Annotated in this window: 11 protein-coding genes and 3 pseudogenes; 10 read left to right on the top strand and 4 right to left on the bottom strand. The window is 57.4% G+C overall.

Features of this window, described 5'->3' with window-relative positions:
- Window positions 1-671: 671 nt before the first annotated feature.
- Window positions 672-851, bottom strand: coding sequence for a CPCC family cysteine-rich protein (locus PF66_RS32485; RefSeq protein ID WP_241494482.1), 180 nt, complete (start codon window positions 849-851; stop codon window positions 672-674).
- A 47-nt stretch (window positions 852-898) separates the two neighbouring features.
- Between PF66_RS32485 and PF66_RS30600 the strand changes: the two genes are divergently transcribed.
- A complete protein-coding gene (locus tag PF66_RS30600; RefSeq protein ID WP_054064770.1) occupies window positions 899-1,393 on the top strand; it encodes a hypothetical protein in 495 nt (164 codons plus the stop codon).
- A gap of 34 nt (window positions 1,394-1,427) precedes the next feature.
- On the opposite strand, the pseudogene PF66_RS33590 reads toward PF66_RS30600, so the two are convergent.
- Window positions 1,428-1,609 (bottom strand): annotated as a pseudogene (locus PF66_RS33590) (antibiotic biosynthesis monooxygenase family protein); the annotation flags it as partial.
- Here PF66_RS33590 and PF66_RS30595 point away from each other — a divergent pair.
- Together PF66_RS30595 and PF66_RS30590 are read left to right on the top strand one after the other, a co-directional pair.
- A pseudogene (locus PF66_RS30595) lies at window positions 1,597-1,994 on the top strand (EamA family transporter); the annotation flags it as partial. The pseudogenes PF66_RS33590 and PF66_RS30595 overlap by 13 nt on opposite strands.
- Window positions 1,995-2,171: 177 nt before the next feature.
- A complete protein-coding gene (locus PF66_RS30590; RefSeq protein ID WP_054064769.1) occupies window positions 2,172-3,626 on the top strand; it encodes an MFS transporter in 1,455 nt (484 codons plus the stop codon).
- A 14-nt stretch (window positions 3,627-3,640) separates the two neighbouring features.
- Here PF66_RS30590 and PF66_RS30585 read toward each other — a convergent pair whose 3' ends face one another.
- Both PF66_RS30585 and PF66_RS30580 read right to left on the bottom strand, forming a co-directional pair.
- Window positions 3,641-4,492, bottom strand: a complete 852-nt coding sequence (locus PF66_RS30585) for a LysR family transcriptional regulator (protein ID WP_054064768.1) — start codon at window positions 4,490-4,492, stop codon at window positions 3,641-3,643.
- Window positions 4,493-4,855: 363 nt separating this feature from the next.
- Window positions 4,856-6,019: a hypothetical protein gene (locus tag PF66_RS30580; RefSeq protein ID WP_054064767.1), complete on the bottom strand. Its 1,164-nt coding sequence runs from the start codon at window positions 6,017-6,019 to the stop codon at window positions 4,856-4,858.
- 918 nt (window positions 6,020-6,937) lie between these two features.
- Between PF66_RS30580 and PF66_RS30575 the strand changes: the two genes are divergently transcribed.
- From PF66_RS30575 to PF66_RS30550, 7 genes and pseudogenes are all read left to right on the top strand, one after another.
- On the top strand, window positions 6,938-7,420 hold the full coding sequence (locus PF66_RS30575) for a hypothetical protein (protein ID WP_054064766.1): 483 nt from the start codon (window positions 6,938-6,940) through the stop codon (window positions 7,418-7,420).
- Window positions 7,421-7,883: 463 nt separating this feature from the next.
- Window positions 7,884-8,513: a hypothetical protein gene (locus tag PF66_RS30570; protein ID WP_054057692.1), complete on the top strand. Its 630-nt coding sequence runs from the start codon at window positions 7,884-7,886 to the stop codon at window positions 8,511-8,513.
- Window positions 8,514-8,593: 80 nt separating this feature from the next.
- Entirely contained in the window at window positions 8,594-8,908 is a 315-nt protein-coding gene (locus PF66_RS30565) for a hypothetical protein (protein WP_054064765.1), read from the top strand.
- A gap of 191 nt (window positions 8,909-9,099) precedes the next feature.
- Window positions 9,100-9,258 (top strand): annotated as a pseudogene (locus PF66_RS33585) (IS3 family transposase); the annotation flags it as partial.
- 52 nt (window positions 9,259-9,310) lie between these two features.
- Window positions 9,311-10,114 carry a TIGR02391 family protein gene (locus PF66_RS30560; RefSeq protein ID WP_054064764.1) on the top strand — a complete coding sequence of 268 codons (804 nt, stop codon included), beginning with the start codon at window positions 9,311-9,313 and terminating at the stop codon, window positions 10,112-10,114.
- A 143-nt stretch (window positions 10,115-10,257) separates the two neighbouring features.
- Window positions 10,258-11,505, top strand: a complete 1,248-nt coding sequence (locus tag PF66_RS30555) for a hypothetical protein (RefSeq protein ID WP_054064763.1) — start codon at window positions 10,258-10,260, stop codon at window positions 11,503-11,505.
- Window positions 11,506-12,264: 759 nt separating this feature from the next.
- Window positions 12,265-12,461, top strand: a 197-nt coding sequence (locus PF66_RS30550) for a hypothetical protein (protein ID WP_193394245.1), incomplete at its 3' end; no start/stop codon positions are given.

Raw genomic sequence — 12,461 nt, 5'->3', positions numbered from 1 at the left:
TGTACCACGCGCTGGCCCGGCAACTGCTGGACAAAATCGCACCGAGCAACCCTTGATCCGTGTATCGCCATATCGGTGGTGATCGATGAGCCCAGTCGCGGCGATTACTTGGGTGCCAAGGTTGCCGCACGGGTGTTCCGTCGCGTGAGTTGCCGGATGCTAGCGGCTGCCTTGGGTCGATGTAGCCTGTCGCGACAGGCTACAATCGGCCAACGGCGGAAATTCATGAAGTAGGGAAGACTATGGCAACTGAGCGCGTCTATAGCTACTTTGACTACGACGAAGAGGCAGAACTGCCGGGAGAAGGAGTGGCAGATTGCGGAGGCGCGCCACACTACTTTTGGCTCCGTGAAGGCAGTTCCACACCTGAACATGGAATTTATGACCTTGCGCCCATCGATGTCATTCTACTGGAGAAGGTCGTAGAGGCAGAAGCAATCTGGCACGCATGGGACTTGGACTACCACGCAGGGAAAGTGGAACTGAATAGCCATCCAATGCGCTCCGGCGTCGACCTTCATTTCGCGAGTCTCAAGCGCGAAATCTCAGCAGCCGCCTCGCGGCTTCGCGCAGACGCGTTTCGGCGCGGTGCGACATTCAGGCCGACCCAAGCGTATCTAGTCCATGCGAGTCAGTTCCAAGGCAAGCGGTGGCCTGCACCAGGCCTTCACTCAGCAACTCTCGAAGTGAGCTGGCTGAACGCCTAGGTTTGATTGCGAACGCGTTGAACGACCGTTTTCGGGATCGTGTCCCAGGAAGAGGTCATCCTCCCAGAAACAAATTGGACAAATGTCGTGTGACCCTGGGGGCTCCTCGAAGACTGCATATCCGCAGCATGGGCAGGTAAACATCAAATCTCACTTATGGGTGCCATCTACTTTTGCTCGATTTTAGCCACATGCCGAACGGCTGCTTTGGGTCGAAAGCGGACAGTTGCAAAGGCCAGCAATTCTACGGCTTCGCTATCCATTGCCGGCTAATTGCCGCAGCCTACCTCCAGACGCTGAACAACCTGCCCCAGGAGCTGTGGCAAATGGAAGAAATGGAAAAAATCATCGCTCCAGGCGGCAGATTCGCGGTCAAGGTCGCCGCCTGGGAAGCGCGCAACAGCCAATGGGTGTATGTGCCCTCGCTCCTTGATAGGCAAACCCAGGCGGTCATTTTTGCATTCGCCGACCCTCGTTGGTCCATGGATCAGGCCACCTGGCGCAGTCATGCGACGGTTCATTTCGTGCTCCGGAAATTTCCGGGCGATCACCATCCGGCGACACTGGAGCTATTGGTGAATTGCGCCAATCAGACTGCGGTCGTGGTGGCAGGCACCGAACACAAGCTGGCCGAGATCGAGCAAGTACTGGAGGCCGCATTCGAGAAAAAACCAAGTGCGTCCTGACCCGACGGCCTTGCTCGCCCCCCCTGTAAGTCGATCAAACACCCGTGGGAAAGCCGGCACCGTCGACATGATAAACCTGCGGTTCTTCCGACAAGTACGCGCCAGCCCCAGCATGAACAGGCGATGGTCTTCACTGGCTTCGAAACCAGGCGTGTGGTCTGCAAGTGACGCCCAATACACGATCAGGTTGAATACGTGTGGCGTCTCTACCCCTGGGCTTGTTGCCCAACCTCTGGCTGCAGTGTTTCGTCTCCAGTTTCGCCTTCGCCGCCCTCGAAGGCAGCCAACGCAGCCTGGCACGGTTACCAGCGCAGGCTCTGCACTGAGCGTGTCGTGGACCGCAGTCCTGTCGACGCTTGGCGGCTATGGGTTGTACTGGGTCTGCCTGCGCAGGTCCTCGGCCACCCGCGTCGCCAGCGTGCTGTACCTCAGCCCGCCGATCACCCTGCTCTGGGCCTGGGCGATGTTCGATGAGCCGTTGTCCTGGCCGATGGCAGCGGGGATGGCGCTATCGGCGGTCGGCATCTGCCTGGTGGTACGCGCCGAGGCCCGGCAAGCCAGCCGCGATGAGCGCAAGCCCAACCACCCTACCCCATGCTGAGGTGCCAGCGAGACTGACAGCAATGAACGTTGCCCGTGCAGTTTCGTAAGGCGCGCGCCGGGATGTGATTCCCTAGAGTGTGGCCCATCGGCCAGGCACGAGCGGGGCGACAACCCTGCTCCAGGAAACCTGGCCTGCACGCGTATCGAACCTGAGTTGCCACACAGGATGCCTGTCATGTCTCGAATCGAAAACGAAGCCAGCGAACCCCGGCGCTGGTTGATGTTCGCCATCTTGCTGGTCGGTGCGTTTCTGCCTCCGCTGGATTTCTTCATCGTCAACGTCGCGCTGCCCTCGATACAGGCCGACCTGGGCACAGGTGCCTCTGCCGAGCAGTTGGTGATCGCATCCTACGCGACGCTCTATGCCGTGACGCTGATCACTGGCGGGCGCCTTGGCGACCTGTATGGGCGCGGGCGGATGTTCTTCGTCGGCCTGCTGGGCTTCGCCGCTGCCTCGCTGCTGTGCGGCGTGGCGACTGCGCCATGGGTACTGGTGCTCGGGCGCGCCTTGCAGGGCGTTAGCGCTGCCGTGATGGCGCCGCAGGCACTCGCCTCGGTACAGACGATTTTTCCGGCAGCGGAAAAGTCATTGGCCCTGAGCCTGTACGGGGCTGTGTTTGGCCTGGCGTCAGTGATCGGCCAGGCGCTGGGTGGCGTGCTGATCGCGCTCGACCTCTTCGGCATGGGCTGGCGCGCGATATTCCTGGTCAACCTGCCAATTGCGCTGCTGGTGATTGCATTCGGTATCCCCGTGCTCAAGGACACCCGTGCGCTGCAGGCAAGCAAACTGGACTTGGTGGGTACGGCGTTGTCGATGCTGGCCCTCGGCGCCCTGGTCGTGCCGTTGATCGAGGGCCGCGAAGCGGGATGGCCGTGGTGGGCGTGGCTGTCGCTCGCCGCTGCGCCTGTACTGGGGGCGTTGTTCTGGCGCTACGAGGCGCGCCTGCACCGCGCCGGCGGAACCCCTTTGCTGGCACCGGCCGCGCTGCAAGCCCCCGGGCTGGGCCGGGCGTTATCCATAGCGCTGTGCTTCTACGCCATTGGCGTGTTCTTCCTGTTGTTTTCGATCTACCTGCAAGGTGCACTGCATATGACCGCACTGCATGCCGGCCTGGTTTTCCTGCCGTTCGGCGCCGGCTTCCTGATCGGACCGCTCTCGGTTCCCCTGCTCAGGCGCGTGCTCGGCGGTTACGTGAACCCGGTAGGCATGGCGCTGGAGGTCATCGGCTTGCTCTGGCTGGGTTGGCTGATGTCAGTGACTCCCCCTGGCCTTGCCCCGCCCTTCACGTCCCTGGCGGTCATCCTGTTCCTGATCGGGCAGGGACAGGGCCTGGCCCTGCCGACGTTGATGCGCCTGGTCACGGGCCGGGTCGCACCAGCGTATGCCGGGATGATCGCAGGCATCACCAGCGCGACCTTGCAGATCAGCACCTCGCTGAGCGTGGCTGTCATCGGTGGCGTGTTCTATACCGTGCTGGGGGAGCAGGCAACCGCAGCCCGCATCAGCCACGCCTTCACGGTCGCCGTGCTGTGCATGGCCGCCTGCCTGGCTGTAGGGGTTGCGCTGAGCCTGACGTTGGCGCGGCAGCCGGCACCGCTGGCGGAGGCAGCGTCGATGCGCCCGAGCTGAGCGGCGGCAACCTACTACCCTGCGCCGATCATGCTGGAGGCAAGGTCGGCCAGTGCACGCAGCCGGTCCAGTTGACGCATGTCGCGGTGATAGCCCATCCAGATGTCCCGCCCCGGTGGTGGCTGGTGCTCGTCCAGCAGCCGCAGGCCGGGTACCGAGTCGCCGAGCATACGTGGCAACACGGCGACCCCCAGCCCTTGCGCGCACATCTGTGCCTGAACCGTCCGGCTGCTGCTGGTGAACACGGTGCGGGCCTGCGGGTAACGCTGCTGCAGCCAGTGCACATCCGGGTAATGGGCCTGGGCAATGTTCATCAGGATCAACCCCAGGCCCTCGCCGTCCGGGTGTGGCGCTGGGGCATGCACTGCGGTGTAGAGCCCGTACGGCAAGGTCGTCAACTTGCGCTGGACGATGTCAGGCTCGGTGAAGGGCACGATCCGGAAAGCGATGTCGGCATCGCGGCGGGCAAGGTCGAACAGCCGATGCCCGGCAATGACTTCGGGCACGATCAATGGATACCGTCGTGCCAGTTCGGCCAGCACCGGCGACAGGACATGGCAGGCGAACCAGTCGGCCGAGGAGATGCGCAACAGCCCCTCCGGCTGATCGCCATGCCCCGCCAGGCGACGTTCGATGGCCAGCGCACTGTGCTCCATGGCCAGCGCCAGGTCGAGAATCCGCTCGCCATTGTCGGTGAGCACCAGCCCCTGGGCAGTGCGCAGGAAGAACGCTTGCCCACTGGCCTGTTCGAGCACCTGCAAGCGTCGCCCGACCGTCGGGTGACTGACCTCCAGCGCCCTGGCGGCCCCTCCCAACGAGCCACTGCGAGCAATCGCCAGGAAGATCCGCATGTCACTCCAGTCCATGCTGCCCTCCCGTGCCAGAATGAGTGATGAGGGTGCAACAATGACGGCGTGGCTGCAATCCCCTGAGCGGCTGCCATTCCTGTGCGGTACCGGTGGCAGCCGCTGTTACCGGCGATGAGGCCGGTACTGACCACAGAGGATTGGACAGTTATCCGCTTTAGGTCGAAAGCTGCCGTACGCGACAGGCCGCTATCGACCCATAGCTGTCCTCCGCTGGCGGACAGCTATCGAAACAGATGCGACTGTCGCAGTCTCAAACCTTCCTACTGAAACCCGAAATTAGGAGCATGTCCGGGGGAGCAGATACTTCCGTTGCATATCAATGGTTTATCCAGGTGCAAATCCTGAGGCCATGTAAATCTTTTAGGCCATTACATCAGGTGACTGGGATGTAGCGCTTTTCCCTTCCGGGCCATTCCCCCAAGTGATAACGCTGGCAACTCGCTCCTTGAAAGAATCTGTAAAACTCATCAGCCCTAGAGCGGGGCCAAAGCGGCGAACCTCCTTAACTCGGGGGAGAATTTTGTCCCAGCACGCCACAATTGGCTGAAGATATTGCAAAACGACAGAGTTAGAGAGAAGGCCCTTGAGCAAAAAACGATCGTCAAACTCATGTTTCTCTGTTCTACTCATCGACCAAAACAGCGTGGCTGAAAGGGCAGCTTTCCCGCAAAGCAAGACAAGTTGCTTTCGATCAAGGCCGTGGTCGAAAAGTTCCGCCGTCATATCTAGGGTCTCGAAAATATGAGGCACGTTTAATTCCAATCGAATCAATGGATTTGGATGAGAGCCTTCGATGACCGCTGTCGGCAGTATTGGTTGACTTCCATTGAAGCGAAGGAAGAGCAGCGAGAGTCCACATACCATTAGATATATCAAGCCGTCCAATACTTCTTTTCGCTCTTCGCTCTCAACGAAGTCTGGATCGTTGACGTGCCGAAGTAGTTCCAATATGTAGAGATTAGTTGCCTCGAAGTCGGCTGCAAGTTCCGTGACGTGAGAAACCAGCGCCTCACGGCCAACGAGCCGATTGTGATTTGACGCTTCAAAATCGTATACGTCAGCAGCCTTTTGGGTGCCACTATGTCCTTCCCTGAACTCGTCACGTATAATGCCATGCTCCTGCATTAGGTGACCGATCTCATGGAAATACACCCAGGTGATAGCAGCGACGAATATGTTATTGACTAGATCCTTGTCGTTGAAGCACTTAGGGAGCTTTGTCCTGTCACCGTAGAAGTCGTACAGCTTATCGACGTCAGAGTCGTGGGGAATGCTTCGCAAGAACTTGCAAAGTTCCTCAGCGTCCTGCCATACCTGCCGTGCTAGCTCGTAGTACATGGTGACACGATGCATTGGTGGCTTACCTGCTTCATCCAGCGAGGACGCGTAGGCACCAAATTTCTTCTCCGTGCGCCAAGTGATCGTTAGCTCACCGCCCAGCTCTGCGTATATACCTTTATTCAGGGAATGAGTTATGTCACCCAAGACCTGACTCGCTAAATCATAGATATCAATATCATCCAATGAGTATCTCCTTATTTCTTTGCTCACCCACGGCGGGCAGGGCGAAACAGTATTGACGACGACACTGGCTTGTCAAGTGGCACACTTCACGACTCAAAGCGATACATCGGTAAAACATTAAATTTTCGAAAACCGGCAAGTCGCCATAGGGAAAATAGTCGGGAGCGACCGACGGCTTCTGGCCGATTGCTGCCCCTGGGGTAGTATGCGAGGGCTAAGAAGGAACATATCGGAAGAGTAATATGACAAACAGCAAAAAGCCTCAACACTGCACGATCTGCGCACGCCTACTCGACAATCCGCAAGATCCGCTATCAGGCAATACCGGCGGGGATTGCTGGGGATGCATAGGCGCTATCGAGGCGCAAATGGGATGCGCAGAGTCGCTAGACTACGTACGCCAAGAATACGAGGCAGGACTTCGGCCTGGCTGGATCGATCCGTTCAAGCCATGACTCGGAAGCTGCATCACGACGGCTTGGGTCCATAGCAGCCATTCGCGCCTGCTCCCGCCCTAAAGCGAGAACCAGCCGCACGTGAAATACAGCAGCGTCCGACACTCAATGCAGAGGTGTTCCTACAGCGTCCAGAAGGACGGACTCAATAGACTCTGTCCCTGTTTCCTACGGATGCCCCGCTCCAGAAATAGCCTGTTGCACAGAGCACTTTGACTGCCAGCGGCTGGGACATTCATGGTGGAGGGGCGTACTGCTGGCCTTGTCAGCAACATGCCAAAGTAGCTGGGATCTGGGGCTACGATGCGCCATTGCGCGTGATCCAACCAACAGGTCGCCAAGCTTCCAGTGATGCGACCAATCGACTGCCATTGCGGTCGGTGGAAGCACGCTGAACTTGATGTTTCCCCCATACGGGCCTAGCCCGTATGGGCTGGCCCTCCTACTGAAATCTGGAGGTCAAATGAAAATGGAAACAGCTCTGTACAAGGCGATGGTTGCATCCAACGTCTCAGAGCAAAACGCTACTGCGCTCGTTGAAGCCTGGGAGAGAGATGTGACCTCAGTATTGGCAAACAAAACCGATCTCACAGAAGTTCGGAATGAACTGAAGGCTGAGATCGCAGAAGTTCGAAATGATCTGAAGGCTGAGATCACAACAGTTCGGAATGATCTGAAGGCTGAGATCGCAGAAGTTCGGAATGATCTGAAGGCTGAGATCACAACAGTTCGATCTGAACTGAAGGCGGATATCGCTCAGGTCCGCGCAGAGCTGAAGATAGAAATCACGAAAGTGGCTACTGATCTGAAAACTGTGGAACTGAGCCTGCTGAAAGAGATGGCCAACCTGAACACCACACTCACCGTAAGGATGGTGGTCGTCATGACCGCACTGCAAGGGATTGCAGGGAGCTTGCTGTTCGCTGCACTCAGGTTCTTCAAGTAGGACCATCTGTTGTAACCACCCACGCGGGGAACACTCCCCGCCGGGCGAAGTGTTCTCCGCATTCTGTTTCTTAAACCGGAGAATCGCGATGCCCTGCTTTTGCACTTTCGAGCGTTGATCGCTCCTCTTTGACTTCGTCAGCCCTGGGCTGACTCGCTGATCTGAACGCTGGCCTTCTGTGAGGCTCGCTGTTCGTCAGCTTCCACTTCATGGGCGTGCTACCGGTTGGCATCGCCCACCATTACGCACTGCCCTGCCCCCTGATTTTTCGTCAGGTCTGTGGTGTGGCGGATACCCCACTTTGCTGTTCGCTCGTACCGGCTGCTGATCGCGTTCGCGGTTTGCATTTCGGGTGCCTTGTGCACCTGTGCCGGTGCATAGCCGCGGCCTGAACCTGACATCCATCCATAGGGATTTCCTTGCCCTATGGGGCGAGGTCCGTCCCGCCCCTGAGGAGAGCTACATGGAAAAACCTGTGAATGTTCTACGGCTGCCGTTTCCGTTCATTCGCAACCCTTACCTACCCGGTACGGCGTTGCGACTGGATCGGTTCCAACGACAGTTCACAATTGTCTGTACGGGCGTGTTGAGCTTGCCCCAGGACGAACCGCACGTGGGGTTCTACTCCGTGTCGGGTGAGTACGTCGTGGGGTATTGCGGCTTGCTTGAAGAGGCGATTGCGTTGTGCGAGTCGCGCTTCTACGAGCTGCATGCGTATCCAAAGCTCGGTGCCGTGGCCTCGTTCGATCCACGGACGGTGGAGGTCTACGACACGCTGACGAAGGTCTATCGGCGCAAGCCCATGGCCTGTGCCAGCGATGACGCTCGACGGGTGCTGTCCGGTGTCATTCAGGCATCGGAGATCGTGTGGCGACGTCCCTGCCGAACGGCGGCTGAAGTGTGGGCCGTTGGACAGCGGATGGCGGCGCTCTACGAGCAGGCGCATCAGGACATGAGCCAGGAGGCTTTTGAATCGGCCAGGAGGGCCCGCCGGGAAGCCATGGAACTCAGGGGCTTTCTGATTTCACCCAGATGGCGAGGGTTTGCCCTGCAGGCACTCGACAACACAGGCGTCACCTGCTGCAACGCTTGACGCTGCAATCGTAATCGCTGTCACCGGGAAACCACTTCCCGGTTGGGGCAGGTGGTTTCTCAATTTGAAGGAGAAATCAGATGCCCCGAATGAAGAAACAACGCGTTGACCAGGCAATGGAATATGGCATCGCGATCACTGCGCAGGTGTGGGACCAGGTGCTGCTGGATCCGGCCGACCGCCGGCGCTCGACGTACGAGAGTCGGTTGATGGGTCTGTTCCAGGCGGTGGCCAGGGCCCACAACCAGAACCCTCAGGCGAGGCAGGTGGATTTTGACCTGTCCTCCTCAGAGCAAAAGGAAGGTGCTCTGGCGCTGACGCTGACGCGCATCGACCCACCGCAAGGAGTGGCGTACTTGCTCCTGTCGCTCCAGGGAGAGCCGGTCGAGAAATGACTGGGTTCAAGCTGTAGCGGTACTTCACTCCAGCCCGGCTCTGCCGGGCTTTTTTCTGCCTTGAAGACGAGTGCTCAGGTGAAGATCAGAGTGTAGTGATCAACTCATCCATGACACGATATCGGTTGTGCCGATGTATCAGAGAATGGCTGATAACTCGGTGGGCCTCTTCAGCCGTTTGGCGGCACTAGGTGCCGACGATGGGTTACATGACCACAGCGTTGGCCGAGCAGGACATCGGCCGCTACCTCATGCAGCGGTACAACTGGACAAGGCCGCATCAGCACAACGGCTTCGTACCGCCGGCGGTTGCGGAAGAAAAACTCAATTCTGTGTCCGAGAATTGTTAACCATTACACTGCGAGAGTCGATGCCTCTAATACAAACTGCCGGAGAAGAGAATTGAGCAACCACATTGCCCCTTTCGACTCGCAGCATCTTGAAGCTGCCTGCCGTGTCCTTGGAGATACTGACTGCGGTCTCACCGGCACTCAGATTGGTCGCCTATTGCTCGAGATAAATGTACCCGACGTCGCCCCCTCTAGCAGCAAATGGAAGCGTCTGTTTAACGCGTTGGCCCTCAAGCAAAACGATGTCGGGGTCGGCAACCATCTGATCATGTTCATCAATCGAGCGATGAATCCTGTGAGCTATGCCAGTGACCGCGACACGTTCATCTGGCGCAAGGATGAGTTGAACGTTGTTCTTGCTTTCTCTGGGTACTACATACGAGAAGACGGAAAGGTTGCTAACGCGAAGAAAGCCGAAACCTTGGATGCTGCCCGAGCACGGGTAGGTAGGTTGAAGGCAGCCCTTGAAGCTCGTAACGTCCACGAGTCAATCATGACCTATTGCCGGGCAGAGCTTCTCGACGAGAACTACTTCCACGCAGTTTTCGAAGCCACCAAGGGAGTAGCAGATAGGATACGCGATCTGTCCGGCCTGACTGGTGATGGTGCAGATCTGGTCACGAAAGCATTTATGGGCCCTGAGCCAAAACTGACGCTGGGGCCGCTCGTTACAGACTCTGCCAAAAGTGAACAGCGAGGCTTTGCCAACCTGCTAATAGGCCTCTTCGGCGCAGTGCGTAACCCTCTCGCCCACGCTGCAAAAATCAACTGGCCAATGTCCGAGCAGGACGCACTCGATATTTTCAGCCTAGTTTCTCTAGTGCAGCGCAAACTCGACAATGTCAGCAAGGCCTGATCAGGGAGTTTGATCAGGCCCACAGCAGGGTCGAGCAGCCAATTGCCCTCGATACCCTGATCTTTTTGGACAGCCTTCAGGGCCCTACTCCTCCCGCGTGGAGGCGCGTACACTCAGAAACTAGCTAAGCTGAGGTAGCCTGGATGCTGAAGGAAGAGCAAGTCAGAGAGTTACTGATCGAATGTGAGCGCCTCGTAGACCAACCGCTGGTTCAGATCCGAGGCAATCTAACCAAGTCAGAAAATCGTTCCGCTGCAATTTTCGAGCTCCTTGCGATTCAGGCGTTCGCTGCGCTTGGCAAGGTTGAGTACGAGCCCTTTCCCAACAGCCCCGATATCCGCGTAACCCTGCCTGACGGGACTCAAGCTTGGGTGGAGGTCGCATTCCTTTATGACAAATACTGGAAACAGGAACGACAGTCCCGCGAGCTGACTATGGCTCTGCGCGCACATGCGAAAAATCAGAACGTTGCACCTGAAAAGATTTCCCTAAGGTTCACCGGGATCGCTAAACCTGCTGGCTACGAACGCTGCCTGCCCGGACTTCATGAAATCAGAAAATTCCTGAAGGAAGACTTCGTCAAAGAGCTTTTTGATCGCATAAAGACCGAGCCGTCGCAGTCCTTCACGTTGGTCCATTCCGTCTTCAGCTTCGAAGTGACCTACGTCCCTTCTGCCACCTCCGAAACCGGAAGTGCATTAGTACAAGAAGCACCAAAAGACGTGAGGCATCATCAGCTATTCAAAATCATAAAAGACAAGGCCAGCCAGCATTCCGTGGAGGGGCTGCGCATCGTCTGCGTGGGCTCCGACACCAGCCGAGCACTCTCTGGTAGCTCAGCCCCAGGAGTAATTAGCCCTGAGCAAGCAGCACGTGTGGCCTTCAGTGAAACGAGTTCTGTGGGCTGTGTTCTTACCGTAGACATCAAACACGTTTTCCAGCCTTTCGGCCCTCTCAAGAAGCTCGCCCATCCCCGGATGTACGTTAATTGTAGAGCCAAGGCACCCATGACTGACTGCATGCTCGAAGCCTTGGCACGCCTTGACTTAAATCGCTGGAAATATTCGTTTGAGCTTAATCAATACCAGACCCCAAGCAAGGGGCTGGGTAGAAAATTGCTAGGGAGCATCCGTATGACTACCGGGAAAAATGGTATGAGCCTCGAGATCCCCGCCGCCCTGCTCGTAGAGGTCTTAGCTGGCCGTGAAAAGCTTTTGCAGGGGGAATCGGGCTTAGATCCTATGATAGAAAATTTCCTGTCTGGGGATTATCGTATCGAGAATTGCTCGCTCGTTCCTGCTGACCCTCAGGCCGGCGAAGGGGCCAAGGTTAAGCTTGATTTCGTATTTGACTTCGACGCTGTGTTCGAGCGGTCATCAAAGCCGAAGTAGAATTTGAAAAGCTCTCGCCACCTCTGATCTGAGCCAACCTTCAAGTGATAGGGCATCCCATAGGATGCCCCACACTGACCCTGTCCTAGCCGTTTCTCAATGCTTCAAGACCGTTATCCATGACCGAAGCTGCGGCCACAATCGCACTCACCGTGGCTCGGTCAAACTCATGATCTTGCTGTGAGTCGTGAGTACCGGTGTTTAGATAGCTCCACTCAATAGATGCTCCATTCACTCGGAGCAATGCATCAAACCCAGAGAGTATGTCCTGGACGCCTTGGGAAAGGTTTTGAATCCTACCTAAGCGGTAACGACGTATCTGTGCAGCTCGCTGGGCACCAATTTCCTGCTGGATTCGATGCGCCGCCAGCTCCCCTTATCCAGGTGCACCTCGACTCGCCTCACAGCTCAGACGCTTGTCTAACATCACGGCAGAGCCCATTCGACGCCGAGGCCTCCTCTCGGCAAAAGTCCCATTTGCAAACCCGTTTTTCTGCTGCGATGGGACTAGATACTGAGGAGGATTTGAGGCTTCTCTTTCAGGAGCCTTGCCATGTCTCAACTCCACCTCCTACACACGCCAGCTGCGACCTCCAATGCCGCCTCAATGCAGAGGACCGTGCCTGCGCCGGCCGTAGCCCTCCTTCTGCGCTATGCCCCAGCAGTATTTGGTCCATCGTCTCAACGCCGCGAGCTGCCACTGGCCGCTGAGTATGGCTATGCCGCTGTACGGTGTGCGCAGACACAGGCGGTGAAGCCATGAACCTGACCACGCGCAAATACTTCAAGCTGCTGGCGCTGATTGTCTTTGTGCCCATGGTGTTCGCTCTCTTGAGCGTGCTCGTGGGGAGCCTTGTGACGATCGGTGGGCTTTCCCTGATGCGTTTTGCACAGTGGCAGGAGTGGCAGATCCACAACTACTGGCTCTTCCTGATTGTCACCGCCAATGTAAAACT

Origin of the sequence: Pseudomonas asplenii, assembly GCF_001293465.1 — a bacterium.
Taxonomy (GTDB): Bacteria; Pseudomonadota; Gammaproteobacteria; order Pseudomonadales; family Pseudomonadaceae; genus Aquipseudomonas; species Aquipseudomonas fuscovaginae_B.
This window is presented reverse-complemented; position numbering and strand designations above follow the sequence as displayed.

Excerpts from the sequence above, each read along its gene's own strand:
- PF66_RS32485 (WP_241494482.1), bottom strand. The coding sequence starts at position 851 with ATGTTTACCTGCCCATGCTGCGGATATGCAGTCTTCGAGGAGCCCCCA.
- PF66_RS30600 (WP_054064770.1), top strand. The coding sequence starts at position 899 with ATGCCGAACGGCTGCTTTGGGTCGAAAGCGGACAGTTGCAAAGGCCAG.
- PF66_RS30590 (WP_054064769.1), top strand. The coding sequence starts at position 2,172 with ATGTCTCGAATCGAAAACGAAGCCAGCGAACCCCGGCGCTGGTTGATG.
- PF66_RS30585 (WP_054064768.1), bottom strand. The coding sequence starts at position 4,492 with ATGGACTGGAGTGACATGCGGATCTTCCTGGCGATTGCTCGCAGTGGC.
- PF66_RS30575 (WP_054064766.1), top strand. The coding sequence starts at position 6,938 with ATGAAAATGGAAACAGCTCTGTACAAGGCGATGGTTGCATCCAACGTC.
- PF66_RS30570 (WP_054057692.1), top strand. The coding sequence starts at position 7,884 with ATGGAAAAACCTGTGAATGTTCTACGGCTGCCGTTTCCGTTCATTCGC.
- PF66_RS30565 (WP_054064765.1), top strand. The coding sequence starts at position 8,594 with ATGCCCCGAATGAAGAAACAACGCGTTGACCAGGCAATGGAATATGGC.
- PF66_RS30555 (WP_054064763.1), top strand. The coding sequence starts at position 10,258 with ATGCTGAAGGAAGAGCAAGTCAGAGAGTTACTGATCGAATGTGAGCGC.